The organism is Mesorhizobium sp. RIZ17 (assembly GCF_051127865.1).
Taxonomy (GTDB): domain Bacteria; phylum Pseudomonadota; class Alphaproteobacteria; order Rhizobiales; family Rhizobiaceae; genus Mesorhizobium; species Mesorhizobium humile.
In genome coordinates this window covers 950,839-975,000 of record NZ_CP147861.1, presented here as the reverse complement: position 1 = coordinate 975,000, position 24,162 = coordinate 950,839, and the positions used below count along the sequence as shown (strand labels likewise).

Sequence of the window (24,162 nt, the reverse complement as noted above, 5' to 3'; positions counted from 1 at the left end):
CTTTTGTATAATGGGTCAGCGACTTAGTGTGACGAGCAAGCTTAAACCGGTAGGTGTAGGCGCAGCGAAAGCGAGTCTGAACAGGGCGTTCAGTTCGTCGCATTAGACCCGAAACCGAGTGATCTAGCCATGAGCAGGTTGAAGGTAAGGTAACACTTACTGGAGGACCGAACCCATAACTGTTGCAATAGTTCGGGATGACTTGTGGCTAGGGGTGAAAGGCCAATCAAACTCGGAAATAGCTGGTTCTCCGCGAAATCTATTTAGGTAGAGCGTCGACCGAATACCCCAGGGGGTAGAGCACTGGATGGGCTAGGGGTCCTCACCGGATTACCAAACCTAACCAAACTCCGAATACCTGGGAGTACTAGTCGGCAGACACACGGCGGGTGCTAACGTCCGTCGTGAAAAGGGAAACAACCCTGACCTACAGCTAAGGTCCCCAAGTTATGGCTAAGTGGGAAAGGATGTGAGGATCCCAAAACAACCAGGATGTTGGCTTAGAAGCAGCCATCATTTAAAGAAAGCGTAACAGCTCACTGGTCTAAATAAGGGTCTTTGCGCCGAAAATGTAACGGGGCTAAAGCCATACACCGAAGCTTAGGGTTCGTGAGCAATCACGAGCGGTAGCGGAGCGTTCTGTAAGCTGATGAAGCCGTACCCGTGAGGGGCGGTGGAGGTATCAGAAGTGCGAATGCTGACATGAGTAACGTAAGGGGAGTGAGAGACTCCCCCGCCGAAAGACCAAGGGTTCCTGCTTAAAGTTAATCTGAGCAGGGTTAGCCGGCCCCTAAGACGAGGCGGAAACGCGTAGTCGATGGGAACCACGTTAATATTCGTGGGCCTGGAGGTAGTGACGGATCACACAAGTTGTCCAATCTTATCGGATTGAAAGGGCAGCGGAGTGGTTCCAGGAAATAGCTCCTCCTTATAGACCGTACCCGAAACCGACACTGGTGGTCAGGTAGAGTATACCAAGGCGCTTGAGAGAACTATGCTGAAGGAACTCGGCAAATTGCACGCGTAACTTCGGAAGAAGCGTGACCCTTTTCTACGCAAGTGGAGGAGGGTGGCACAGACCAGGGGGTAGCGACTGTTTATCAAAAACACAGGGCTCTGCGAAGCCGCAAGGCGACGTATAGGGTCTGACGCCTGCCCGGTGCTGGAAGGTTAAGAGGAGGGGTGCAAGCTCTGAATCGAAGCCCCAGTAAACGGCGGCCGTAACTATAACGGTCCTAAGGTAGCGAAATTCCTTGTCGGGTAAGTTCCGACCTGCACGAATGGCGTAACGACTTCCCCGCTGTCTCCAGCATAGACTCAGTGAAATTGAATTCCCCGTGAAGATGCGGGGTTCCTGCGGTTAGACGGAAAGACCCCGTGCACCTTTACTATAGCTTTACATTGGCATTCGTAGTGGCATGTGTAGGATAGGTGGTAGGCTTTGAAACCTGGGCGCCAGCTCAGGTGGAGCCACCCTTGAAATACCACCCTTATTACTATGGATGTCTAACCGCGGCCCGTTATCCGGGTCCGGGACAATGTATGGTGGGTAGTTTGACTGGGGCGGTCGCCTCCTAAAGAGTAACGGAGGCGCGCGATGGTGGGCTCAGAACGGTCGGAAATCGTTCGCTGAGTGCAATGGCATAAGCCTGCCTGACTGCGAGACTGACAAGTCGAGCAGAGACGAAAGTCGGTCATAGTGATCCGGTGGTCCCGCGTGGAAGGGCCATCGCTCAACGGATAAAAGGTACGCCGGGGATAACAGGCTGATGACCCCCAAGAGTCCATATCGACGGGGTTGTTTGGCACCTCGATGTCGACTCATCGCATCCTGGGGCTGGAGCAGGTCCCAAGGGTATGGCTGTTCGCCATTTAAAGCGGTACGTGAGTTGGGTTCAGAACGTCGTGAGACAGTTCGGTCCCTATCTGCCGTGGGTGTAGGAATATTGAAAGGATCTGTCCCTAGTACGAGAGGACCGGGATGGACGGATCTCTGGTGGACCTGTTGTGGCGCCAGCCGCATCGCAGGGTAGCTATATCCGGACGGGATAACCGCTGAAGGCATCTAAGCGGGAAACCCACCTTGAAACGAGTATTCCCTGAGAACCGTGGAAGACGACCACGTTGATAGGCCGGGTGTGGAAGAGCGGCAACGCTTGAAGCTTACCGGTACTAATAGTTCGATAGGCTTGATCGTTCTCATTACTTATATCCATCTAGGCGCAATCCGAAGGATTGTCGCCGTTCTCACTCACGCTTGTTCCGCCCTCACGGGCGGCGCTACGTGGGTGCGGCGCATCGGCGCCGACGGTCGGTCGACCTTGCGAAGCTTCGCTTCGAAGGGCGCCAGGCCAAAAGAACCTTGGCACGGAAAGACAGGCATCTGGCACAAGCAGATGGCGAGCAGTTATCCCTACTCACTATTGGCTACTGCCTAATCCCTAACCCAGCTTCTCGATTTGAACGTGCGTTTTGCCGACCTGGTGGTTATGGCGGAGCGGCTGCACCCGATCCCATTCCGAACTCGGCCGTGAAACGCTCCAGCGCTGATGGTACTTCGTCTCAAGACGCGGGAGAGTAGGTCGCTGCCAGGTCTGCTAAGCGCACGTTCACCTCAAATCCGGGATATCCGGGTCGAGACCAAATCTTCTCTCTACGATAAGGCCCGCCAAACGGGATCCCGGGCCGCGCAAGCGGCCCTTTCATTTGGCGCCCTCTTGAATACGGTAAGCTCAAACTTACCTCTAAGCTCGCAAGCAAACGCTTGCTCGTAGTCGCAAGCAAACGCTTGCTCGTAGTCGCAAGCAAACGCTTGCTCGTAGGTGACGCGGGGTGGAGCAGCCCGGTAGCTCGTCAGGCTCATAACCTGAAGGTCACAGGTTCAAATCCTGTCCCCGCAACCAAACTTCAAAAACGGCCCGCCTCGCGCGGGCCGTTTTGCTTTGTGCTCCCAGGGCCGGCGATTTTATCCTGCATCAGCGGCCCGCAAGGAGGGCAAGCCGACGCCGTGCGACAAAAAGCCAATCCTGTCCCTAAAACCAAATACAACCCCCGCCGCGCGCCGGCGTTCTCGTAGCCAGCCCTGAGAGGCCAAGCCGGCGCCGGCCCCACAAGACAAAAACCAGTGCCGCTCCCCAAAACCAGCTTCCATTGAAAACGCCGGCAACTCAACGAGTTGCCGGCGTTTTGCTTTCGTGACGCGGTTCCGCTCAGACGAGATGTTCAGGCGGGCTTGTCGTCGGGGTGGCCAAGCTCGCAGAACCAGCCGCCGAGATATTTCACCGAGGGCTTGTTCGGATCGGGAACAGGGGTCTTGGCCTCGACCGCGGCGCGAAATGGCTCGGCGCTGTCCTGCGGGATGAATCCCAGATGGTCCGCGCCGCTGTTGTCGACCATCTTCAGCTTGTTGTTGGAAATGCCGAAGGAGATCGTGTGGCCGACACGCGGTGCGGTCAGCGAGGCCTCGACCAGGCGCACGCAGTCGGCGAAGGAAAGATAGGACCACAGCATGCGGCGATCGGCGGGTTCCGGGAAGGACGAGAAGATGCGCAGGCACACCGTCTCGATGCCGAACTTGTCCCAGTAGAGCCGGCTGAGGCTCTCGACGAAATTCTTCGACACGCCATAGAGGCTGTCGGGGCGCACTGGCGCGTCGACGCCGATATGCGCCTCGATCTCGTGATAGCCGATGGCATGCACCGAGGAGGCGTAGATGACGCGCTTCACGCCGTGTTTCCGGGCGCCTTCATAGATGTGGTAGGAGCCGCGGATACTGGAATCGAGGATGGTCTGCCATTCGCATTCGAGCGGCGCGCCGCCGAAATGCACGATCGCGTCGCAGTCCTTGGTGGCCGCGATCGTGGCTTCCATGTCGGCGAGATCGAACACCGCTTCCTCTTCGTGCGGCGCTAGATCGCCGAACGGTTCACGGCCTGCCAGGCGAATCGTCTTGGCCAGCGGCGCCAGCCCTTTGCGCAGCTGCGAGCCGAGCCGGCCGGCGGCGCCCGTGATCAGGATACGTTCGTACTGCGGCATCACTTACTCCACTTGCGCGACGGCGGCATTGATCCGCGCGATCGCCTCGGTCAGCACCTCTTCGCTGGTCGCGGTCGAGATGCGGAAATAGGGTGATAGTCCATAGGCGACGCCGGGCACCGACGCCACCCGCCCTTCGTTCAGAAGGTAATTCGCCACGGCCGCGTCGTCCTCCAGCACGACGCCCTTGGGTGTCTTGCGGCCGATCACGCTGGCGCAGCCGATATAGGCATAGAAGGCGCCTTCCGGCGGCGAGAGCGTGAGCCCGTTGATCTTGCGGATGCCGTCCACGACAAGATCGCGGCGCCTCTCGAACGCCTGGCGGAAGCGCGCGACCTCATCCTGCGGGCCGTTGAGCGCGGCGACCGTCGCGGCCTGCGCGATCGAGCATACGGACGTGCAGGACTGGCTCTGGATCGTCGACATCGCCTTGAGAAGCGGCGCGGGCCCGGCCGCATAGCCGACGCGCCAGCCGGTCATCGCATAGGATTTCGAGACGCCGTTGACGATCAGCGTGCGGTCCTTGAGCTCGGGGCACGCCTTGCCGAAGGAAACGAATTCTCGCCCGTCGAACAGGATGTGCTCGTAGATCTCGTCGGACAGGATGAGCACCTGCGGATGCTTCGCCAGCACCGCGCCCAGCGCCTTGAGATCGGACTGAGAATAAACGGCGCCGGACGGGTTGCCCGGCATATTGAGGAACAGCCACTTCGTCCTTGGCGTGATTGCCTTTTCCAGCAGCGCCGGCGTCAGACGGAAGCCGGTGGTTTCCGGGCATTCGACGACGACCGGCGTTCCGCCGAGCAGCTTCACCATTTCCGGGTAGGAGACGAAATAGGGCGCTGGCAGGATCGCCTCGTCGCCGGTCTCGAGCGTCGCCATCAGCGCGTTGAAGATGATCTGCTTGGCGCCGTTGGCCACGACGACGTCGTCGGCCGTGTAGTCCAGCCCGTTCTCACGCCGGAATTTTCCCGCTACCGCCTCGCGCACCTCAACTGTGCCGGCAGCGGCCGTGTAGAGCGTCTGGCCGGCCTTGGCGGCGAAATGAGCGGCATCGACGATGTGATGCGGTGTCGGGAAGTCGGGCTCCCCCAGGCCGAGATCGATCACGTCCACGCCTTTGGCGCGCAGTGCTTTGGCGGCTTGCGAGGCCGCCATCGATGCCGAGGGCTTCACCACCGAGAGGCGCGAGGCAATGTAGCTCATCAGTCGTTCTCCGTGATGTAGCCCTTGGATCGGTCATTGGCTCGCGCGGCCGCGTTGCGTTTGGCCGGATCGCCATAGCCGCCGCCGCCCGGCAGTTCCAGGATCAGCCGGCGTCCCGCCGGCACATGCTGCCAGCCCTTGGGGCGCATCTTCGTGCCGTCGTCGAGCTTGACGACGCCGGCAACGCCCGGCCTGCCGCCGTTGCGGCCATGGGCCGGATGATTGACGCGATCGAACATGGCCGAAAAGTCGAATTCGTGGCCGTCGGTCGCGGCGATCTCGATGACCTGTCCCAGGCCGCCGCGGAATTCCCCGTCGCCGCCGGAGTTGGGCCGCAGCTCCTTGCGCCAGATGACGATCGGGCCGGTATGCTCGGTCGCCTCGATCGGCATGGTGTGGACGCCGGATGGGAAGGCCGTCGCCGAGAGGCCGTCGAGCTCGGGGCGGGCGCCCATGCCGCCGGAGTTGAACATCAGCACTTCGGCGCGACGTCCGGATCCGCCGGCGACAGGACGCGCCGAAATATGGATGTTCCAGAGCGCTCCGGCGCCTTCGGCGAGAATCTTTCCGGGCAACGCCTTGGAGAAGGCGCCCAGCACGAGGTCGGGAACCATGTGGCCGAAAATATGCCTGAGCGCCACCGGCGCCGGCCGCACCGCATTCAGGATGTTGATCGGTGAGGACACGGTGAAGAAGGCGAGCGAGGCGGCATTGTTGGGAATGTCGGGCGCCACCATGCATTTCAGCGCATAGCAGGCATAGGCCTTGCTGTAGATGATCGGGCAGTTGATGCCCCAGCGGCTCATCGGATCGGTGCCGGTGAAATCGACCTCGACATGGTCATCGCGGACCGAGACCGTGGCTGCAAGCCTGACCGGCTCGTCATAGCCGTCGGTCACCAGCTCATTCGACCAGCTCCCCTTCGGCAGCGCCTCGATGCGTTCCAGCATGGCGTCGCGGGTGCGCGAGAAGATGAAGTCGCCGAGCCCGTCTAGCGAAGTCAGGCCAATCTCCTTCATCATGTCGGTCAGGCGACGGTGGCCGACCTCGTTGCAGGCGGCCAGAGAATAGAAGTCGCCGACGACCTGGTTCGGCTCGCGGACATTGGCGCGCAGGATGCGGACGAGGTCGAGGTTGACCTTGCCCTTTTCCGCGAATTTCATGATCGGGATCTGGATGCCTTCCTCATAGACCGACTTGCCGTCGGCGCCGAAACCGCGCCCGCCGACATCGACGACATGCGCCGTGCAGGCGAAGAAGGCGACGAGCTCGCCGTTCAGGAAGGACGGCGACACCATGGTGATGTCATGCAGGTGGCCGGTGCCGAGCCAAGGGTCGTTGGTGACATAGGTGTCGCCCTCGAACATCTCCTCGCGCGGTATTGCGTTCATGAAATGCAGCACGGCTTCGGCCATGGTGTTGACGTGGCCGGGTGTGCCGGTCACCGCCTGCGCCAGCATCTGGCCGCGCGGGTCGAACACGCCAGCCGACAGGTCGCCGGATTCGCGCACAGAGGTCGAGAAAGCAGTGCGCAGCAAGGTCAGCGCCTGCTCCTCGACCACCGAGATCAACCGGTTCCACATGACCTGCATGCGGATTTCGCCAATATCGCTCATGCCTGGCTGCCTTTGCGGATCAGGAGGATCGCGCCCTCGCTCTGGATGACGGCGTCGAAGCTGGTGGTGACGACGGTGGACGTCTCGCGCTCGACGATGACGGCAGGCCCCGCCACGCGGTCGCCGGCGCAGAGCGTGTCGCGCTCGACGATGCCATAAGTTCGCGAGGCGCCGCTGACCGGGTCGAAGATCTCGCGCGTCATTGCCGGCTCGGTTGTCTTCTTGCCTTTGGTCAATTCATGCCTCGCTTCGGCAGGCCGAACGTCGGTGGCCTTGACCGACCAGGTGACGATCTCGATCTCCAGCCCGTCGAGGCCTTCGATGGCGCGGCCGAAGAAGCGCTGGTAGTTCGTCTCGAACAGGTCCTTGAGCTTTGCCACGGCATCGTCGCCGAACGGCTCGTCCGCCAGCGGCACTGGGATTTCCCAGCCTTGGCCGGCATAGCGCATGAAGGCCGTGATCTCGCAGACGATTTTTCCGCTGGCGCCGGTGCGTACAAACCCCTCGGCCGAGTCTTTGAGGTCGGCGAGCAGGGCATTCACCTCGGCCGTCTTGAAGCGGGACAGGCGCGTCAGCTTCGATGCCAGGGCTTCGTAGCCGAACGGCGCCTTGAGGAAGCCGATCGCCGACCCGACGCCGGCGCCGCGCGGCACGATGCATTGGTCGATGCCGAGCTTTTCGCACAACCTTGCCGCATGCAGCGGTGCAGCGCCGCCAAAGGCGATCATCAGATTGTCGGAAATGTTCTTGCCGTTCTCGACGGCGTGGACGCGCGCGGCATTGGCCATGTTCTCGTCGACCACCTCGCAGATGCCGAAGGCCGTCGCCATGGCGTTCAGCGACAGGCGCTCGCCGACATCGCGCAGGATCGCCTGTTCGGACGCCGCCGTGTCGAGCTTGATCGCACCGCCGGCGAAATTGTCGGGATCGAGCTTGCCGAGCACCAGGTCGGCGTCGGTGATCGCCGGGCGCTTGCCGCCGCGGCCGTAGCAGGCAGGGCCGGGTTCCGAGCCCGCGCTTTCCGGCCCGGTCTGGATGCGGCCCATGGCGTCGACCCAGGCGATAGAGCCGCCGCCGGCGCCGATCTCGATCATCTCGATCACCGGAATGGAGATCGGCATGCCCGAGCCCTTCGAGAAGCGATAGGTGCGCGCGACCTCGAAGGTCCGCGCCGTGCGCGGCGCATAGTCCTCGATCAGGCAGATTTTTGCGGTGGTTCCGCCCATGTCGTAGGAGACGACCTTTTCGAGCCCGAAGCGTCGGGCGATGTCGGCGGCGAAGATGGCGCCGCCAGCAGGGCCGGACTCGACCAGCCGTACAGGGAATTCCGAAGCGGTTTCCACCGAGATCAGGCCACCGCCGGAATGGATCATGAAGACCGGGCAGTCGGCGCCCATATCCTTCAGCCGCGTCTGCAGGCGGGCGAGATAGTCGGCCATCTGCGGGCGAACATAGGCGTTGGCGCAGACCGTGTTGAAGCGCTCGAACTCGCGCATTTGCGGCGAGACCTCGGCGCTGATCGAGATCGGTATGGTGAGTTTGCGAGCGAGGATCTGGCGCGCCCGGCGCTCGTGGTCGGGGTTGGCGTAGGCATGGATGAAGCCGATCGCCACCGAGCCGAAATTGCCGGCAGCGATGCGATCGGCAATCTCCTCGAGCGCGGTCTCGTCGAGCGGCTGCAGCTCCTGCCCCTCGGCGCCGATGCGGCCCTTGACCGTGAAGCGGTCCTCGCGCGGGATCAGCGGCGTCGGCAGCTGCAGGTTCAAATCATATTGCTCGAAGCGGTTCTCCGTCCGCATCTCGATCACATCGCGAAAACCTTCCGTCGTGACCAGCGCGGTCCTGGCGCCGCGCCGCTCGATCAGCGCGTTGGTGGCGAGCGTCGTGCCATGAATGATGATGCCGATCTCGGCCGCCGAAATTCCGGCATCGCGGATGACCACGTCGATGCCGTCGAGGATCGCCTGCTCGGGCGCGGCATAATTGGTCAGCACCTTGGTCGAGAACATCGTTCCCCTGACATCGAGCGCGATGTCGGTGAAGGTGCCGCCGATGTCCGCGCCGAGACGGATGTCGTCTGATCTGGAGGTCATGCCTAGGCCTTCTGCGAAGCGAGCGCGGCGTCGCGCATCTGGGAGAGGGTCTGCCGGGGCGTCAGCGCTTCGGGCGAGATGGCGATGTCGAGGACGGCGCCGGTCGCCGACTGCAGCGCCCGTTCGAACGCCGCCGCGAAATCCCCGGTGGTTTCGACGCGCTCGGCGTGAAAGCCATAGGCCTTCGCCAGCGCCACGAAGTCGGGGTTTTCCAGCGAGGTGCCGGAGACGCGGGCCGGATAGTTGCGCTCCTGATGCGCGCGGATCGTGCCGTAGATGCCGTTGTTGATGATGAGCACGATCGGCTGCGCGCCGGCCTGCATGGCGGTGCCGAGCTCCTGGCAATTCATCTGAAAATCGCCGTCGCCGGCAAAGCAGACCACCGTGCGGTTCGGATAGGCAACCTTCGCGGCAACTGCCGCCGGCAGGCCGTAGCCCATCGCGCCGGATTGCGGGGCAAGCAGCCGCGCCTTCGGCCCGAACTTGAAGAACTTGTTCGGCCATACCGTGAAATTGCCGGCGCCGTTGGTGAGGATGACGTCGGCCGGCAAGGTCTCGCGCAGCCAGGCAGTGACCGCGACCATGTCGACGGGACCGGGCTGGACGGGTGCTGCGAACGTGCCTTCATAGGCCTTGCGCGCCGCCGCGCGCCAGTCGGCCCAGCCACCCTTTACCGGGGACAGGGCCTTGGCGAAGGCATTCGGGCCGGCATGGATGCCGATCGCGGGCACGTAGATCTTGCCGATCTCGCGGTCGGAGCCGTGGACATGGATCAGCTTCTGGCGCGGCACCGGAACGTCGAGCAACGTGTAGCCGTCCGTCGTCATCTCGCCGAAGCGGACATTGACCGCCAGGATCACATCCGCCTCGCGGATCAGGTTCTTGACATGCGCCACCATGCCGACGCCGGCCTCGCCGACGAAGACCGGCGAATGATTGTCGAACTGGTCCTGATAGCGGAAGGCGGCAACCACGGGGAGGTCGGAAGCCTCGGCGAAGGCCTGGAGCGCGGCGCGTCCATCCGCCGTCCAGTTGGCGCCGCCCATGAGCAGCACCGGCTTCTCCGCCGCGGCCAGCATGTTCAGCGCCGACGCAATGGCATCCTGCGACGGAGCGGCCTCGAAAATCGAAGCAGGGCCGCTGAGCGGCGCGGCATCGGTCATGGTCGTCAGCATGTCTTCTGGCAGTGCGACGACGACGGGGCCGGGCCGGCCGGTCAAGGCGGTGGTCCAGGCGCGCGCCACGATCTCGGGAAGGCGCGCGACGTCGTCGATCTCGACCGCCCATTTTGCGACGGTCCCGTAGACCGCCCGGTAGTCGATCTCCTGGAAGGCTTCGCGGCCCTTCATGTCGGTGCCGACCTGGCCGACGAAGAGGATCATCGGCGAAGAGTCCTGCATCGCGGTATGCACACCGATGCTGGCATTGGTCACGCCCGGGCCACGGGTCACGAAGCAGATGCCCGGCGAGCCGGTGAGCTTGCCATAGGCCGAGGCCATGAAAGCCGCGCCGCCTTCGTTGCGGCAAAGCACATAGTCAAGCTTGCCATGGGTATCGTGCAGCGCGTCGAGGACGGCGAGATAGCTCTCGCCGGGAACGCCGAAGCTCTTGGTGGCACCCAAGGCAATGAGGCACTCGACAAGAAGGCGACCGCCATTGCGGACCATGCTTCGACATCCTCCTGGATCAGGATGACGTTTCGCCATCCTGATCCAACTCTTTGTTGGAGCATAATCTTCTCCGAAAACCGGTCCCCAATTTTCGGGATCATGCTCTAAAGCTGGCGGCAAACGGACCGAGCCTGCCCTTGCAACTATACCTGCACCGCGGCGGGCCGGCGCGAAATCAAGAAATGCGATCGATAGGAAAGTTTTTCTTTGCTATGGAGTCCGCACCAAGACACCGGGGTTCATCGTCCCTTGCGGATCGAATGCGCGCTTGAGCCGGACCATGAGGGCCCGCTCGGCGGAGCTGCGGTTACGGTCGGCCATGGCGATCTTGGCGCGGCCGAGCCCGTGCTCGGCGGCAAAGCTGCCGCCCATGCCAGTGGCCAAAGCTGCCAGCGCCTCGGCGAACGCCGCGCCCTTGCCGTCGAAATCGGCGCGGCCTTCCGGCGGCGACAAATTGTAGTGGATGTTGCCGTCACCGAGATGGCCAAACGGGTTGATCCGCACGCCCGGAAGAATGTCGTGGCATAATTTCGCGCCGGCCTCGATGAAGCGGGCGATCGCGCCCGGCGGCACGGAGATGTCGTGCTTGAGCTGCTCACCCTCAAGCCGCTGGCCCTCCGGCTGTTCTTCGCGCAGGCGCCAGAACTGCGCCCGTTGCGCGCCCGAATTGGCCAGCGCGCCGTCAACGACCATGCCTTGCTCCATGCCCCATTCCAGCGCCGAAGACAGGATCTCGTCGAGAGGGACGCGCGTCGAGCCCGACGCTATCTCGACGAGCAGATAGACGTCGCCCCTTGTCTCCAGCTGATAGGCAAGATCCGGCAGATGCTTGAGCGCGAGCGTCAGGCCGACATCCGAAAAGAATTCGAGGCCGGCGAGGAATTCTCCGGCCTCGCCGCGCAGGAAGGCGCCGAAGGACACGGCGGCGGCGAAATCGGACATCACCAAAAGCGCGCTCGCCTGCTGCTTTGGCGTGGGATAGAGCCTCAGCACCGCGCGCGTCACGATGCCGAGCGTGCCTTCCGAACCGCAGAACAGCTTGCGCAGCTGATAGCCGGCATTGTCCTTCTGCACCGCGCGAAGACCGTCCCACACCGTGCCGTCCGGCAGCACGACTTCGAGGCCGAGCACCAGATCCTGCATCATGCCGAAGCGAAACGCCTGGCTGCCGCCGGCATTGGTGCCGATCAGGCCGCCGATCCTGGCGCTGCCTTCGGCGCCGAGATGCATCGGAAACATCAGTCCATGCGGCTCCAGCGCCTCATGCAGTGCGGCAAGCACGACGCCCGCGTCGCCGATGATCGAGCCGCTGTCCAAATCCGGTTCGCCGATCGCCGTCATGCGCGAAAGCGAGACGATCACCGCGTTCGCCTGATCGGCGACGGCGCCACCGCACAGGCCGGTGTTCCCGCCTTGCGGGATCACCACTACGCCCGCCTCCCTGCATATGTTTACGACTGCCGCCACCTCAGCGGTGCTGGCAGGCCGGGCAACGCCAAGAGGCGCTACGCCATAGCGGTCGAGCCAATCGCGGCGGTAGAGCTCGGCATCAGCGCCCGAAAGCCAGCCTTTCGGTCCGAGGATTGCCTGCAATGCGATAACGAGATCAGCCATCTGGGTACCTGAGATATCGGATGAGCCGCGTAATAGACAGTTGGGGCGTCCGGCTCAATGACCAAGGACCTGCGACAGGAATTGTCGCGTGCGCTCGCTCCGTTGAGGTTGTTCCGTTTCTTGTTGTTGGAGCCCCGCAAGCGGTTGTCGGAGCCCGGTCTCGAAGCCCGCCTGTCAGTCGGAAAGCGGGGTCGGCTTCGGCAGGGGGAGCTTGAGGTCGCTGCGCCAATCTTCCTGGGCCAGCCATCGATGGAGCGCGGCCACCGCCTTCACCCGCAGGTGCCCGCGCGGGACGACGAGATAGAAGCCGGGGATTTCCTCCGGTTTCATATCGGCGATGGCGTCGCGGCCGATCGGCGCGACCAGCGCGCCGGAGCGGAAATCCTCCTCGGCGTCGATGACGGAGACCAGGCCGACGCCGATGCCTTGCAAGGTCGCCCGGCGCATGGTCGCCGCGTCGTCGAAGCTGATGCTGCGGTCGCCGTCGGTCAGCTCCACGCCGAGGTGCCGCAATATGTCCGGCCACAGGCGCTTCGACTTGACCGTGTCGAGCAGCGTGAACTTCGTCAGATCACGCGCCGAGTTGATCTTCTCGCCGATCGTCGGCGTGCAGCAGATGATCTTCGGGTCCGGCACCAGCAGCGTGACCTCGTAGTCGGGCCAGTTGCCGTAGCCCCACTGCACAGTCATATCGATGTCGTCGCGACCGAAGTCCGGCAGGTCGACCATTGTGGTCAGGCGCAGGTCCGCTCCCGGCAGCATTTCGCGGAACAGCGAAAGCCTCGGCAGCAGGTAATGCGTGGCGAAATACGGGCTCGCATTGAGGTTGATGCGGTCGCGGTAGTTCGACTTGGTGACGCGGCGCACGCCCTCGGAAAACTCGTCGAAGCCGGCCTTGACGTAGTGCGAGAGCAGGATCGCCGACTCGGTCAGTTCGATCGACCGGCCCTTGCGCTCGAACAGCGTCACTTGAAGCGTGTCTTCCAGGAGCTTGATCTGCTGCCCGACCGCCTGGGGCGTGACCAGGAGCTCGTCAGCCGCCTGCCGGAAGCTCTTGTGCTGCGCCACGGCGTGGAAGACGCGAAGCGCGTTCAGCGAAGGAAGGCGAAGCTTGCCGGTCATGGTAGTTCCGCCTCCTTTCGTTCGAGCTCCGTCAATCATGCACTGCCACATGCCGGCGGCGTCAGGCCGCCGAGACGCTATGCGTAGATGTAACCGCCTGAAACAATTACATTTTCGCCGGTCATGTAGGTGTTCCTGGGGCCACCCGTCATCAGCACCCATTCGGCGATCTCGGAGGGCTCGGCGCCCCGGCCGAGCGGGCTTGCCTTGGCCAGTTCCTCGAGGAAGCCGAGGGCCTTGGCCTTCTCGGTAGCCATGCCGGCCGGCGCCACGGAGTTCACCAGGATGCCGTCCTTGGCGACGTAGTGCGCGAAGGACCGCGTCAGGCTGACGACGGCTGCCTTCGTCGCGGCATAATGGGCGTTCTGCGGATGCGCCTTGAAGGCGTCGACGGAGGTGAGGTTCACGATCCGCCCGCGCACATGATCCTTCGGCTCTTGCGCCTGCATGTGGCGGACCGCCGCCACCATCATGTGGTAGGTGCCCTTGATGTTGATGCCGTTCGAGGCGTCCCAGTCGGCGTCGGTGATTTCGAGCAACGGTCGGCGCGGGTAGATGGCGGCGCAGTTGATCAGCGTGTCGACGCGCCCGAGCTTGGCCACGATGGCGTCGAAGGCGGCATGGCACTGCGGGCCGACCTGGATGTCGCATGTGGCCGCCGCGGTCGGCAGGCCCTTGGCCTTCGCCGGCCCAAGCGCGCTCTCCGCCGCCTGCTGGTTGATGTCGATGATGCCGATCTTTGCCGCCCCGGCCTCGACAGCCATCTGGGCCAAAAGCGCGCCGAGGCCGGCGCCGCCACCAACGATCAGAACCGAAAGATCCTTCATTCCAGTTTTCCCTACTTGGTGCCGCTGGGCGAGGTCGGCCAGGTCGGCATGATGTCGAAACGGGTAACGTCGGCCCATGCCGGCAGCGCGAGCACCGCGACGACCATCCTGGCCACGTCGTCGGGCTGCACCACCTTGCTGGCGTACATGGCGGCGCGCGCCTTGGCGTCGAGGATGTCCTGGTAGAGCTGCGTCTCAACACGGCCGGCGACGATTTCGGTGACGCGCACACTGGAAGGGGAGAGGTCGGCGCGCAGCGCGCCGGCAAAGCCGGAGATCGCCGCCTTGGTGGCCGCATAGACGGCGATGTTGGAGAATGCGGCATGGCCCGCGACGGAGCCGGTGAACAATATGTGTCCCGACTGCCGCTCGCGCATCTGCGGCGCGACGAGGCGGGTGAGCAGGATCGCGGCGCTGAGGTTCACCTCCAGCGTGGCGTCGATGTCGGCGATCTTCATGTCGGCAAAATTGCCGAGCGGCGGCATGATGCCGGCATTGTTGATCAGCACGTCGATGGTGAGGTCCGCCAGCACCGATTCCAGCGCCTCGCGATCGGTGACGTCGACGGCGATGGGGACGATGCCCGGACGCTCGCCTTGCAGGGCTTTCAACGCCGCCTGGCTGCGGCCGACCGCATAGACCTCGTAGCCGGCGTCGCTCAGCGCGATCGCCATCGCCCGTCCTATGCCGCTCGTCGCTCCGGTGATGAAGGCTGTCGTCACTTGGGCTTCCCCATTTGCGGCTTCCTCATTTGCCTGGTTTTCAGTGTGCGGCGCGGGCCGGTACCGCGAAACCAAGAAAACCAGCAAAAAGGAAAGATAAACTTTCGAGAGCCTTGCTGACGACCGGAATATTCCAACCTCCCTGTGCGGCGGCAAATGCAGACAGCCCAAGGAAAACAACGTCTTCAGCGTTCGAGAGCGGGCCGTTGATCGCGAACCGAGAAAAAACATGGCTTTCGCAAACAGCCGGCGGGGCGCGCGGCGACTGAGGCGAGCGACATCGACGTCGGCGAAACTAGCCGGCTGTCGGCAAGGGCTTTCTCAGCTCGGTGAAAAGCGAGGCGGCGGCGGCTTTCTGCTCCGCCTCGGTTGCCTCGATGCCAGAGGCTTTCGCCAGCGCACGCACGCGACCCAGGCTGTTCTGCAGATGCTTGCGCATCGCCTGGCGGGCCTTGCTTGCGTCCTGCCGTTCGATGGCATCGACGATCGCTTTGTGCTCGCTGTGGATGCGCGCGTAGTAGCTGTCCTTGAGCGCTGGCTCGACCACGTAGCCGAGCTGGAATCGCGGCACGATCATCGGCCCGAGATAGCTCAGGAAGCCGTGGATGAATTCATTGCGCGCGGCCTTGGCGATCGCGAGGTGGAAATCATAATCGTAGTGGATCTGGACGGCGGCCGGGTCCGCGTGCTGGGCGTCGATCTCATTCATCATGGCGCGGATATCGCGTGCCTCCTTGTCGGTTCGCCGTTCCGCGCAGAGCCCGGCGGACTCGATTTCCACGCTCAGCCTCAATTCGAGCAAAGCGATGGTCTCCGGCAATGTCCGCAGAGCCTCGTCCGGAATCGAGAAATTGCGCGGCGCGGGCGTTTCGCTGACGAACATGCCGCGCCCTTGTTGCGGTACGACCATGCCCTCGGAGCGCAGCCGCGCCACCGCCTCGCGCACGACGGTGCGACTGACGTCGTATTCGGCGCAAAGCTCCGCCTCCGTCGGCAGTTGCGCGCCGGGCAGCAGCGATCCGGAGCGGATCTTTTCGGACAGGCTCTCCGCCACGACGGTGGAAAGCGGCTTGCGCTTCGTCATCAGTCTCCCCGCGAGCAATTCCAGGAAAAGTGTGTAACGGCTTTCCGTCCGGAATTGCATAGAAACAAAGAGATAGAGCGGTTCGGCGTGTCCGTGAAACGCTGAAACGCTCGACCCAGATTCGGGATGATGCCCGAACCGACAGGACCATTCAAACCGCCGCGGTGACGATCAGTTCGACCAGCATGCCGGGCTTGGCCATCCGGCCTTCGCCGGAGGACCGCGCCGGCGCGTGCTCCTTCGGCATCCAGGCGTCCCAGACCGTGTTGACCTGGTCGAAATCGCGCACGTCGTCCAGCCACATCTGGACGTGGAGAATGCGCGTCTTGTGCCTGCCCTGGCGAGCAGCGCGTCGATCTTGCCGAGCACCTCGCGCATCTGGTCGGCCGCGGACTGGCCCGGTCGGGCGACCTGGCCGGTCAAATAGAGCGTGCCGTTGTGGATGACGCCGTGATGGATGCGGGTGTCGAAGTCGAAGCGTTGGATGTCGCTCACTTGTTTTTCTCTCAGATTGCCGGCGTCTGCCGGATGGGATTGCCTTGCAGGTACTGCGCGTAGGGCGCCTGCACGAGCCAGCCGGCATCGACCGGAAGCGTGACGCCGGTGATCGATGCGGCGCGGTCGGAGCAGAGGAACAAGGCTGCCTCGGCGACGTCGCGCGGTTCGACGAAGCGACGCAGCGCGGTGGTGGCCTGGATGGCTTGCGGGTTGCGCTCGCCCTTCTCGATCTTGGCTTTCAGTCCGTCCGACAGCGTGTAGCCAGGCGCCACGGCGTTGACGCGGACCCCATGCGGGCCGAGTTCGGCGGCCAGCATCTGCGTCAGCGCCAACACCGCATGCTTTCCCGGCGTGTAGGCCGGCAGCGACAGCGGCGCGAAGGAGGCGAGCGAGCCGACATTGAGGATCGCGCCGCAGCCGGCGGCCGACATCAATCGGCCGAACACCTGGCAGCCAAGCAGCGTGCCGCGATAGTTGATGCGCCACATCCGCTCGTCTTCATCGAGGTCCTGGTCGAGGACGTGCTTGCCGCTCTGCAGGATGCCGGCGCAGTTGACCACGACATGCGGCGTGCCGAAGGCATTGCTGACATCTCGCGCCAACGCTTCGACCGAGGCGGGATCGGCGACATCGGTCTGCACGAAGATGGCGCTTGGCGCGCCGGCGCCCTCGCAAGCGCCTGCCGCTTCCTTGCCCCGAACGGCATCGCGGCCGGCGACGACCACCTGGTAGCCATCCCCGGCGAAGCGCTCGGCGATCGCGCGGCCGATGCCGGACGTGCCGCCGATGACGACGGCGGTCGGTGCGTCAGCCATGGCGGCGATCCTTCCGCTCTATGTCGAAGAATTCGGCCATGGCCTCGACCTGGAAATCCATCATCGGGCGTCCCGGCTGGATGCGGCAGCCAATCTCCTTCGCCGCCTTGAGCAGCGCCGTCTCGGCCGGCTCCATGATGATGTCGACGACCGTCATCTTCGGCGTCAGCTTGCTCACATCCATCGGCAGCGGGTCGGCGGCCTTCAGCCCGGACGGCGTGGCGTTGATCGCCATATCCATGCCAGACGGATCGGGTTCCCCGACTTCGATGCGGCAGTTGGGGAAAGTCTTGCTGACCAGCGAAGCGAGCTTTTGCGCGCGCTCCCTGTCGATATCGGCCAGCCGGATTTCCGACGCGCCTTCCTCGGCAAGGCAGTAGGTCAGTGAAGCGCCGGCGCCGCCGGCGCCGACCTGAAGGATGCGCTTGCCGGCGATCCGGTGTCCGCCGGCCTTCAGTCCCTCGATGAAGCCGACGCCGTCGAAATTGTCGGCATACCAGGTGCCGTCCGCCTGCCGGCGCACGGAATTCGCGCTCTGCACGCGCGCGGCGCGGTCATGGGCGGCGGCGCATTTGTGGAAGACCGGGACCTTGTAGGGGACCGAGATGATTACCCCCCGGATGTTCTCGGCCGCCGTGATGCCGGCCCAGAACGTGTCGAAGTCCTCCGGGCGGCAGCTCAGCGGCACCATCAGGCTGTCGAGCCCCTTCTGCTCGAAGATCTCATTGAAGATGCCGGGGCTTTTCGCATGGCCCACGGGATGGGCCAGCATGACGAAAACATCGGCCTTGCCGGTTCCGCGCATCGGTTATTCCTTTCCGGTTGAGAGGTCGTGATGACTGAGGATTTCGAGGGCCCGAACGAGTGAAGAATGGTCGGCCTCCGCGCTTGCCCGGCATCGAGGAGATGCCGGGCCATCGGCGCACCCATAACGCCAAGTCCGATGAAGCCGATTTTCATTAAGCAACTCCCATACGGCGTCGGAGCGCCTTGCGGCTCAAGTTCGACGTATGATATAGGACATCATACAAATTTCAATGCACCTTCTTCACGGCTGGAGACCGATCGCAAAATGCAGGAGCGCGTCAATTCGCTGAAAGCGGCCGTACAGGCTGGCCGGGCTCATATCGGCGTCTGGTGTTCGCTGGCCTCGGCGCTCACCACCGAGATCGTCGCGGGCTCCGGGGCGGGCTGGCTGCTGATCGACGGCGAGCACAGCCCGAACGACCTGCGCAGCATCATGGCGCAGCTGCAGGTCGCGGCGGCGTTTCCCTGCGAGGCGGTCGTCCGCTTGCCATCCGACGATCCCAATCTGATCAAACAGGCGCTGGATGTCGGCGCCCGCAGCCTGATGATACCGAACGTGCGCACGGCCGAGCAGGCGCGCGCCATCGTCGCGGCGATGACCTATGCGCCGGGTGGCTTCCGCGGCTTTTCGGTCGGCCACCGCGCCAACGCGTTCGGCCGCATCGCCGGTTATCACGCCAAGGCGCGCGAGCAGCAATTGCTGGCGGTGCAGATCGAGGACGGGACCGGTGTGGCGAACGCCGCCGAAATCGCAGCGGTGGATGGTGTCGATGTTCTGTTCGTCGGGCCGGGCGACCTTTCGACCAGTATGGGCGCGATGGGCAATCCAGGCGCGGACCATGTGCAGGAAGCGATATCGTCGGTGCGCAAGGCCGCCGCCTCGGCAGGCAAGGCCAGCGGCATCCTGGCTCCCGTGAAGGCCGATGCGGACCGCTACCTTGCCGACGGCTTCACCATGGTCGCCGTCGGCTCCGACCTCGGCCTGCCGGCGCGGGGTTCGGACGCCCTGATCGCCTCGTTCAACCGGTAGGAAAAGTCATGGCAATCCCCCCTTACAAAGCACCGTCGCGCAACGCTTATGACATCGTCATCGTCGGCGGCGCGGTCGTCGGTTCGTCGACGGCCTATTGGCTGAGCCAGGCTCTTGGCGACAAGGTCTCGATCCTCGTCGTCGAGCGCGACTCGAGCTACACCTTTTCTTCCACCGCACTCTCAACCAGTGCGATCCGCCAGCAATATTCCAATCCGATCAATGTGAAGATCAGCCAGTTCGGCATCGAGATCATCCGTGGTTTTGCCGAGCGGATGGCGCCCTTCTACCCGAATGAGCCGGCGCCCGATCTCGGCTTCAAGGAGCACGGATATCTCTATTGCTGTTCTCCCGAGGGCGTGGAGGCGGCGCGCGAACGGGTCGACCTGCAGCGCAGCCTCGGCGCCCACACCGTCTTCCTCGAATCGGGGGCCTTGAAGGAGCGGTTTCCGTGGCTGAACGTCGACGATCTCGGCGGCGGTTCGTGGGGCTCCCGCGAAGAGGGCTGGTTCGATTCCATGGGCATGTTGAACGGCTTCCGCCGCGCCGCCCGCGGCAGCGGGGTCGAATATATCGACAATGCCGTGACGGCGCTGGACGTCGTTGACGGGCGAGTCGCCTCGGTGCGGCTTGCGACGGGCGAGACGGTCGCTTGCGGCACGCTGGTCAATGCCGCCGGCCCGAGAGCGCAGCAGGTGGCCAGCATGGCCGGGCTATCCATCCCGGTCGCGCCTTACAAGCGCTACAGCTTCGTCTTCGCCAGCGCCAATCCGATCCCGGGCCGCATGCCCAATGTCATCGACCTTTCCGGCACGTTCGTGCGACCGGAGGGCGAGCTCTTCCTGACCGGCAACACGCCGCAAGGCGACGGGCCGGCCGACTATGACGACTTCGAAATGCATTTCGAGGAGTTCGACGATTACATCTGGCCGGCGCTGTGGCACCGCATCCCGGCCTTTGATGCCTTGAAGGTCCAGACGAGCTGGACCGGCCATTACGAATACAACATGCTCGACCACAACGGCATTGTTGGCTTCCATCCCGAGGTGAGGAACTTCATGTTCGCCAACGGCTTTTCGGGGCACGGCCTGCAGCAGTCGCCGGCAGTCGGCCGGGCGGTGTCGGAACTGATCGTCCACGGCGCGTTCCAGACGCTGGACCTTTCGCCGTTCTGCTACGAAAGGATCCCGCGCAACGAACCGTTCCTCGAGGAAGCGGTGATCTAGAACCTTGAAGATTGCCTGGATATCGTCGCGTCAGATAGCGCCCGGGCCGTCGCCCTCTCCATCAATTTATGGCGGCCCATCTGTTGGCACACCTCAAACACTTTCGAGATAGGTCTCGATCTCAAAGTCGCTGACGTTGAGCGCGAACGTGTTCAGCTCCTGGCGCTTGCAGGCGATGAAGGCGTCGCGCAGCACATCCGGGAAGATCTCGGCGACGCGCGGACCCGCCTCGAAGGCGGCGATTGCGGAGGCCCAGTCGGGCGGCAGCTTGGCGAGCGTCAGTCCCTGGCCTTCCCCGCCGGTCGGCTCGCCTGGCGAGAGCTGGCGCTCGATGCCGATCAAGGCCGCGCCGAGGATCGCGGCCAGCACCAGATAGGGATTGGCGTCGGCACCGGAGACGCGATGCTCGATGCGCCGCGCGGACGACGGGCCGCCTGGAATGCGTATCGCCACCATGCGGTTCTCATAACCCCAGGCGACGGCGGTCGGCGCATAGGATCGCGGCCGCAGCCGGCGGTAGGAATTGAAATGCGGCGCGAACACCAGCGTGCTCTCGGCCATCGCGGCAAGCAGGCCGCCGACCGCGTGCCGCATGGTGTCGGAGCCCTGGTCCGAGCCGTCGTCGAAGATGTTGCGGCCGTCCTTGTCGAGGACGCTGAAATGGACATGGAAGCCATTGCCGGCGCGCTCGCCATAGGGCTTGGCCATGAAGCAGGCGGCGAAGCCATGCTTGCGGGCAATGCCCTTCACCGTGCGCTTGAAGAGCACGGCGTCGTCCGCGGCGCGCAGGGCGTCGGGCACATGGTTGAGGTTGATCTCGAACTGGCCGACGCCGTTCTCGGCGATCGCGGTGTCGACCGGAATGTCCTGCATGCGGCAGGCTTCGTAGATGTCGTGGATGAAGGCCTCGAAATCGTCGACCTCATCGATCGAAAGCGCCGCGTCGGAATCGAGACGCCGCCCGGTTACCGGCGAGACCGGCCCGACAGGCCGCTGCGACGTCGGATCGACGAGGTAGAATTCGAGCTCGGTCGCGGTGACGGGCGTCAGGCCGAGCGCGGCGTAGCGGTCGAGGATGCGGGCCAGCGCGCGGCGCGGGTCGCCGAGGTAGGGGGCGCCGCTATCATCGGCCAGCCAGAGCGGCAACAGCGCCGTCGGGTGCGCCGTCCAGTCGACCGGCAGTATGCCACGCCCCGTCCAATGGCAAAGCCCGTCGGCGTCGCCGGTCGAGAACACCTGGGCGTTGCCTTCGATGTCCTCGCCCCAAATGTCGAGGCCGATGGCCGAATAGGGCATGCGCAGCTTGCCTTCGAGCGCCTTGCGCGCCTGCTCGACCGGGATGCGCTTGCCGCGCATGATGCCGTTCAGGTCGCACACCGCCGCCCGCAGGCTCTGGATGTCCTTCCTGCTGTCCAACCACTTCAAGACGTCCGCAATCGCATCGCTCAATTTCCAGCCCCTTTTTCTCTGGGTGCTGTAGCCCTGTCGGCTACGATATCCAATTTTCAGCTTGTGAGTTCGTGAAGGCCAACGCGGCTGACGCCGATCGGCTTTCCTTCATTTTTTCAAGTCACTAGCTGGGATATCGGGCGGCATTTCGGGTCCATATTGTGCGATCTGCGATCGCAACATAGCGACCCGATTGACGAAAGCCAAGCCGGATTCGAGACCGACTTGCCTGTCAGTGCCGCAGTTCCGGAAATTTCACCTGGCCGAGGATATGGGCCGCGCCCTCGGCGATATCGCGCACGATCGCGGCCCGCGCCCTTTCGCCGTCGCCCGCCTCGATCGCCGCCACGACCTCCTCGTGGTAGTCGATGCCGAGAATGCCGGCCAGGTCGTCCTCGAAGCCGATGTGCAGGTTTCGCAGGAAAGGGCCGACCTGCATCCATACCGTCTCGATCAGGAAGATCATCTGCTCGTTGCCGCAATGACGGTAGATCGAGAATTTGAAGTCATAGTTCTTGCGCAGATAGTTATCGATGCCGCCGCCGCGGGCGGCTTCGGTAAGCTCGGCGCAGTGGCGCCGGATCGCGCGCAGATTGTTGCCGTTGATGAGTTTGGTCGCGAGTTCGGTGGCCGTGCCTTCCAGGACCGTGCGCACCGCGGTCAGCTGCTGGAAGCGGTCGGCTGAAATCAGCGGCACCTCGACGCTGCCGTTCGGCATCGGGCTCAGCGCCCTGAGCGCCTGCAGCCGCATGAAGGCGCTGCGAACCGGCATGTCGCTGGTGCCAAGCTCCTTGGCCAGCTTGCGCGAGGTCAGCTTCTGGCCGGGCTGAAGCTGCCCCGACATCAAGGCCCGCACGAGCTCCAGATAGACCTTCTCATGCAGCGGAACGGTATCGACAGCGGTCAGTCCGAATTGCGATTTGGCGGCCATTGGCGATGCGTTGCTTCACTCGTCCCGAAATCTGTTTCGTCACTCTATCCGCGATACGCGGAAGGCGGTTCTGGCCGCCGCACGATAGACGGTCAACGCACGCCGTCGCAAGCGAGAGCCCGCTTAATCGAGACGATGACGCTATCTCCCGCGATCGACGCCATTGATCTGATTTGACGGCCATTGTCATCCAACAATATGGTCGGCCGCAATCGCACGAAAGAGGCAGTCATGGAACAATGCTGGCGCTGGTATGGGCCGAACGATCCGGTCACGCTCGATCACATCAAGCAGGCCGGCGCTACGGGCATCGTGACGGCACTGCACAATATCTATGACGGCAGCGCCTGGCCGCTCGACGCCATCCTGGAGCGCAAGCGCATCATCGAGGCGGCGGGCCTGACCTGGTCGGTGGTGGAGAGTATTCCCGTCCACAACTCGATCAAGACCGGCACGCCGGAACGGGAGCGCTACGCCGGCTGGTACAAGGACACGATCCGGACGCTGGCCAAGGCCGGCATCTCCACCATCTGCTACAATTTCATGCCGGTGGTCGACTGGACCCGCACCGATCTGATGTACCGGCTGCCGACCACCGGCTACGCGCTGCGCTTCGATGCGCTCGACTTCGCCGCCTACGACGTCTTCGTGCTGAAGCGGCCGAACGCCGAGGCGGGCTACAGCCCGGCGCGGCTCGAGGAGGCGGAAGCGCGGCTCAGGACCTTGAGCAGCGAGGACATCGACAGGATCGAGCGCAACCTGATCGCCGGCCTGCCGGCCACCGAGCGCACCTACAATCGCGAGACGATGCGCGACGCGCTCGCCGACTATGCGGCGATCGGCCCGGCGGAACTGCGCGCCAATCTCGCCTGGTTCCTGAGGGAGATCATCCAGGCGGCCGAGGAAGTCGGCGCGCGCCTGTGCATCCATCCCGACGATCCGCCCTTCTCGCTCTACGGCCTGCCGCGCGTGGTCTCCACCGCCGATGACGCGCGCTTCATCCTGGGCACGGTCGACAGCCCGTCGAACGGGCTGACCTTCTGCACCGGATCCTACGGCGTGCGCGCCGACAACGACCTGGTCGCGATGATCGAGGAATTCGGGCCAAGAATCCATTTCGCGCATCTGCGCAACGTGACGCGCGAAAAGGGCGGCTCCTTCTACGAGGCGGAGCATCTGGAGGGCTCGACCGACATGGCCGAGGTCATCCTGGCGCTGATGAAGGAAGAGGCGCGCCGGCGCAAGGAGGGCCGCTCCGACTGGCGCATCCCGATGCGGCCGGACCATGGCCATCTGCTTGCAGACGATATCGGCAAGACGAAGATCAATCCCGGCTATTCGCTGATCGGCAGGCTGAAGGGCCTTGCCGAATTGCGCGGCATCATGCGGGCGATCGAGCGGTTCGAGCTGGCCTGAC

At 63.7% G+C, this 24,162-nt stretch carries 19 protein-coding genes, 1 tRNA gene and 2 rRNA genes (1 of these 22 only partly in view); 6 read left to right on the top strand and 16 right to left on the bottom strand.

The annotated features are described in order from the left end of the window. From WDX12_RS04780 to WDX12_RS04770, 3 genes are all read left to right on the top strand, one after another. Positions 1–2,197: ribosomal RNA gene (locus WDX12_RS04780) — 23S ribosomal RNA — on the top strand; it begins 629 nt to the left of the window's first position. Positions 2,198–2,479: 282 nt separating this feature from the next. After that, a 5S ribosomal RNA gene (gene rrf / locus WDX12_RS04775) occupies positions 2,480–2,594 on the top strand. Positions 2,595–2,826: 232 nt separating this feature from the next. Then, positions 2,827–2,903: transfer RNA gene (locus tag WDX12_RS04770), tRNA-Met, on the top strand. 319 nt (positions 2,904–3,222) lie between these two features. Here the strand turns inward: WDX12_RS04770 and WDX12_RS04765 are convergent. The 14 genes from WDX12_RS04765 to WDX12_RS04700 form a co-directional block, all read right to left on the bottom strand. Next, the gene (locus WDX12_RS04765; protein ID WP_320297017.1) at positions 3,223–4,035 is read right to left on the bottom strand and encodes an NAD-dependent epimerase/dehydratase family protein; all 813 of its coding nucleotides are present in this window, start codon (positions 4,033–4,035) and stop codon (positions 3,223–3,225) included. Between the two features lie 3 nt (positions 4,036–4,038). Beyond that, on the bottom strand, positions 4,039–5,241 hold the full coding sequence (locus WDX12_RS04760) for a pyridoxal phosphate-dependent aminotransferase (RefSeq protein WP_434724117.1): 1,203 nt from the start codon (positions 5,239–5,241) through the stop codon (positions 4,039–4,041). Continuing rightward, a complete protein-coding gene (locus WDX12_RS04755) occupies positions 5,241–6,857 on the bottom strand; it encodes a hydantoinase B/oxoprolinase family protein (protein WP_434724116.1) in 1,617 nt (538 codons plus the stop codon). Before WDX12_RS04755 ends, WDX12_RS04760 begins: the two co-directional genes overlap by 1 nt. Further along, a complete protein-coding gene (locus tag WDX12_RS04750) occupies positions 6,854–8,950 on the bottom strand; it encodes a hydantoinase/oxoprolinase family protein (protein ID WP_434724115.1) in 2,097 nt (698 codons plus the stop codon). The genes WDX12_RS04755 and WDX12_RS04750 overlap by 4 nt, the downstream gene beginning before the upstream one ends. Positions 8,951–8,952: 2 nt before the next feature. Next, on the bottom strand, positions 8,953–10,617 hold the full coding sequence (locus WDX12_RS04745) for a thiamine pyrophosphate-binding protein (RefSeq protein ID WP_434724114.1): 1,665 nt from the start codon (positions 10,615–10,617) through the stop codon (positions 8,953–8,955). Between the two features lie 213 nt (positions 10,618–10,830). Continuing rightward, on the bottom strand, positions 10,831–12,234 hold the full coding sequence (locus WDX12_RS04740; RefSeq protein WP_434724113.1) for an FAD-binding oxidoreductase: 1,404 nt from the start codon (positions 12,232–12,234) through the stop codon (positions 10,831–10,833). A gap of 174 nt (positions 12,235–12,408) precedes the next feature. After that, on the bottom strand, positions 12,409–13,356 hold the full coding sequence (locus WDX12_RS04735) for a LysR substrate-binding domain-containing protein (protein WP_434724112.1): 948 nt from the start codon (positions 13,354–13,356) through the stop codon (positions 12,409–12,411). A gap of 77 nt (positions 13,357–13,433) precedes the next feature. Continuing rightward, the gene (locus WDX12_RS04730; RefSeq protein WP_434724111.1) at positions 13,434–14,183 is read right to left on the bottom strand and encodes an SDR family NAD(P)-dependent oxidoreductase; all 750 of its coding nucleotides are present in this window, start codon (positions 14,181–14,183) and stop codon (positions 13,434–13,436) included. An 11-nt stretch (positions 14,184–14,194) separates the two neighbouring features. Further along, on the bottom strand, positions 14,195–14,905 hold the full coding sequence (locus WDX12_RS04725; RefSeq protein WP_434724110.1) for an SDR family oxidoreductase: 711 nt from the start codon (positions 14,903–14,905) through the stop codon (positions 14,195–14,197). Between the two features lie 295 nt (positions 14,906–15,200). Further along, positions 15,201–15,989 carry a FadR/GntR family transcriptional regulator gene (locus tag WDX12_RS04720; RefSeq protein WP_434724109.1) on the bottom strand — a complete coding sequence of 263 codons (789 nt, stop codon included), beginning with the start codon at positions 15,987–15,989 and terminating at the stop codon, positions 15,201–15,203. Between the two features lie 151 nt (positions 15,990–16,140). Then, positions 16,141–16,293, bottom strand: coding sequence for a Rid family hydrolase (locus tag WDX12_RS04715; RefSeq protein ID WP_434724108.1), 153 nt, complete (start codon positions 16,291–16,293; stop codon positions 16,141–16,143). A gap of 202 nt (positions 16,294–16,495) precedes the next feature. Further along, positions 16,496–17,302 (bottom strand): SDR family NAD(P)-dependent oxidoreductase, encoded by an 807-nt coding sequence (locus tag WDX12_RS04710; protein ID WP_434724107.1) that lies wholly within the window; start codon positions 17,300–17,302, stop codon positions 16,496–16,498. Then, positions 17,295–18,107: a shikimate dehydrogenase family protein gene (locus WDX12_RS04705; protein ID WP_434724106.1), complete on the bottom strand. Its 813-nt coding sequence runs from the start codon at positions 18,105–18,107 to the stop codon at positions 17,295–17,297. Before WDX12_RS04705 ends, WDX12_RS04710 begins: the two co-directional genes overlap by 8 nt. Further along, positions 17,993–18,232: a hypothetical protein gene (locus tag WDX12_RS04700; RefSeq protein WP_434725775.1), complete on the bottom strand. Its 240-nt coding sequence runs from the start codon at positions 18,230–18,232 to the stop codon at positions 17,993–17,995. The genes WDX12_RS04705 and WDX12_RS04700 overlap by 115 nt, the downstream gene beginning before the upstream one ends. A 142-nt stretch (positions 18,233–18,374) precedes the next feature. Here WDX12_RS04700 and WDX12_RS04695 point away from each other — a divergent pair, with 142 nt between their 5' ends. After that, positions 18,375–19,139 carry an HpcH/HpaI aldolase family protein gene (locus WDX12_RS04695; RefSeq protein WP_434724105.1) on the top strand — a complete coding sequence of 255 codons (765 nt, stop codon included), beginning with the start codon at positions 18,375–18,377 and terminating at the stop codon, positions 19,137–19,139. Between the two features lie 8 nt (positions 19,140–19,147). After that, the gene (locus WDX12_RS04690; RefSeq protein WP_434724104.1) at positions 19,148–20,365 is read left to right on the top strand and encodes an NAD(P)/FAD-dependent oxidoreductase; all 1,218 of its coding nucleotides are present in this window, start codon (positions 19,148–19,150) and stop codon (positions 20,363–20,365) included. A gap of 93 nt (positions 20,366–20,458) precedes the next feature. Here the strand turns inward: WDX12_RS04690 and WDX12_RS04685 are convergent, their stop codons facing one another. Both WDX12_RS04685 and WDX12_RS04680 read right to left on the bottom strand, forming a co-directional pair. Beyond that, entirely contained in the window at positions 20,459–21,814 is a 1,356-nt protein-coding gene (locus tag WDX12_RS04685) for a glutamine synthetase family protein (RefSeq protein ID WP_434724103.1), read from the bottom strand. Positions 21,815–22,046: 232 nt separating this feature from the next. Next, positions 22,047–22,745: a GntR family transcriptional regulator gene (locus WDX12_RS04680; RefSeq protein WP_434724102.1), complete on the bottom strand. Its 699-nt coding sequence runs from the start codon at positions 22,743–22,745 to the stop codon at positions 22,047–22,049. A 231-nt stretch (positions 22,746–22,976) separates the two neighbouring features. Between WDX12_RS04680 and uxuA the strand changes: the two genes are divergently transcribed. Beyond that, on the top strand, positions 22,977–24,161 hold the full coding sequence (gene uxuA / locus WDX12_RS04675; RefSeq protein ID WP_434724101.1) for a mannonate dehydratase: 1,185 nt from the start codon (positions 22,977–22,979) through the stop codon (positions 24,159–24,161). The last annotated feature ends 1 nt before the right edge of the window (position 24,162 follow it).

Bases quoted from the DNA above. Each gene is read 5' to 3' on its own strand.
- WDX12_RS04695 (WP_434724105.1), top strand. From the start codon at position 18,375: ATGCAGGAGCGCGTCAATTCGCTGAAAGCGGCCGTACAGGCTGGCCGG.
- uxuA (WP_434724101.1), top strand. From the start codon at position 22,977: ATGGAACAATGCTGGCGCTGGTATGGGCCGAACGATCCGGTCACGCTC.
- WDX12_RS04700 (WP_434725775.1), bottom strand. From the start codon at position 18,232: ATGGGTGCGCCGATGGCCCGGCATCTCCTCGATGCCGGGCAAGCGCGG.
- WDX12_RS04750 (WP_434724115.1), bottom strand. From the start codon at position 8,950: ATGACCTCCAGATCAGACGACATCCGTCTCGGCGCGGACATCGGCGGC.
- WDX12_RS04690 (WP_434724104.1), top strand. From the start codon at position 19,148: ATGGCAATCCCCCCTTACAAAGCACCGTCGCGCAACGCTTATGACATC.
- WDX12_RS04765 (WP_320297017.1), bottom strand. From the start codon at position 4,035: ATGCCGCAGTACGAACGTATCCTGATCACGGGCGCCGCCGGCCGGCTC.
- WDX12_RS04760 (WP_434724117.1), bottom strand. From the start codon at position 5,241: ATGAGCTACATTGCCTCGCGCCTCTCGGTGGTGAAGCCCTCGGCATCG.
- WDX12_RS04740 (WP_434724113.1), bottom strand. From the start codon at position 12,234: ATGGCTGATCTCGTTATCGCATTGCAGGCAATCCTCGGACCGAAAGGC.
- WDX12_RS04735 (WP_434724112.1), bottom strand. From the start codon at position 13,356: ATGACCGGCAAGCTTCGCCTTCCTTCGCTGAACGCGCTTCGCGTCTTC.
- WDX12_RS04710 (WP_434724107.1), bottom strand. From the start codon at position 17,302: ATGGCTGACGCACCGACCGCCGTCGTCATCGGCGGCACGTCCGGCATC.
- WDX12_RS04680 (WP_434724102.1), bottom strand. From the start codon at position 22,745: ATGGCCGCCAAATCGCAATTCGGACTGACCGCTGTCGATACCGTTCCG.
- WDX12_RS04705 (WP_434724106.1), bottom strand. From the start codon at position 18,107: ATGCGCGGAACCGGCAAGGCCGATGTTTTCGTCATGCTGGCCCATCCC.
- WDX12_RS04755 (WP_434724116.1), bottom strand. From the start codon at position 6,857: ATGAGCGATATTGGCGAAATCCGCATGCAGGTCATGTGGAACCGGTTG.
- WDX12_RS04715 (WP_434724108.1), bottom strand. From the start codon at position 16,293: ATGTGGCTGGACGACGTGCGCGATTTCGACCAGGTCAACACGGTCTGG.
- WDX12_RS04720 (WP_434724109.1), bottom strand. From the start codon at position 15,989: ATGACGAAGCGCAAGCCGCTTTCCACCGTCGTGGCGGAGAGCCTGTCC.
- WDX12_RS04745 (WP_434724114.1), bottom strand. From the start codon at position 10,617: ATGGTCCGCAATGGCGGTCGCCTTCTTGTCGAGTGCCTCATTGCCTTG.
- WDX12_RS04730 (WP_434724111.1), bottom strand. From the start codon at position 14,183: ATGAAGGATCTTTCGGTTCTGATCGTTGGTGGCGGCGCCGGCCTCGGC.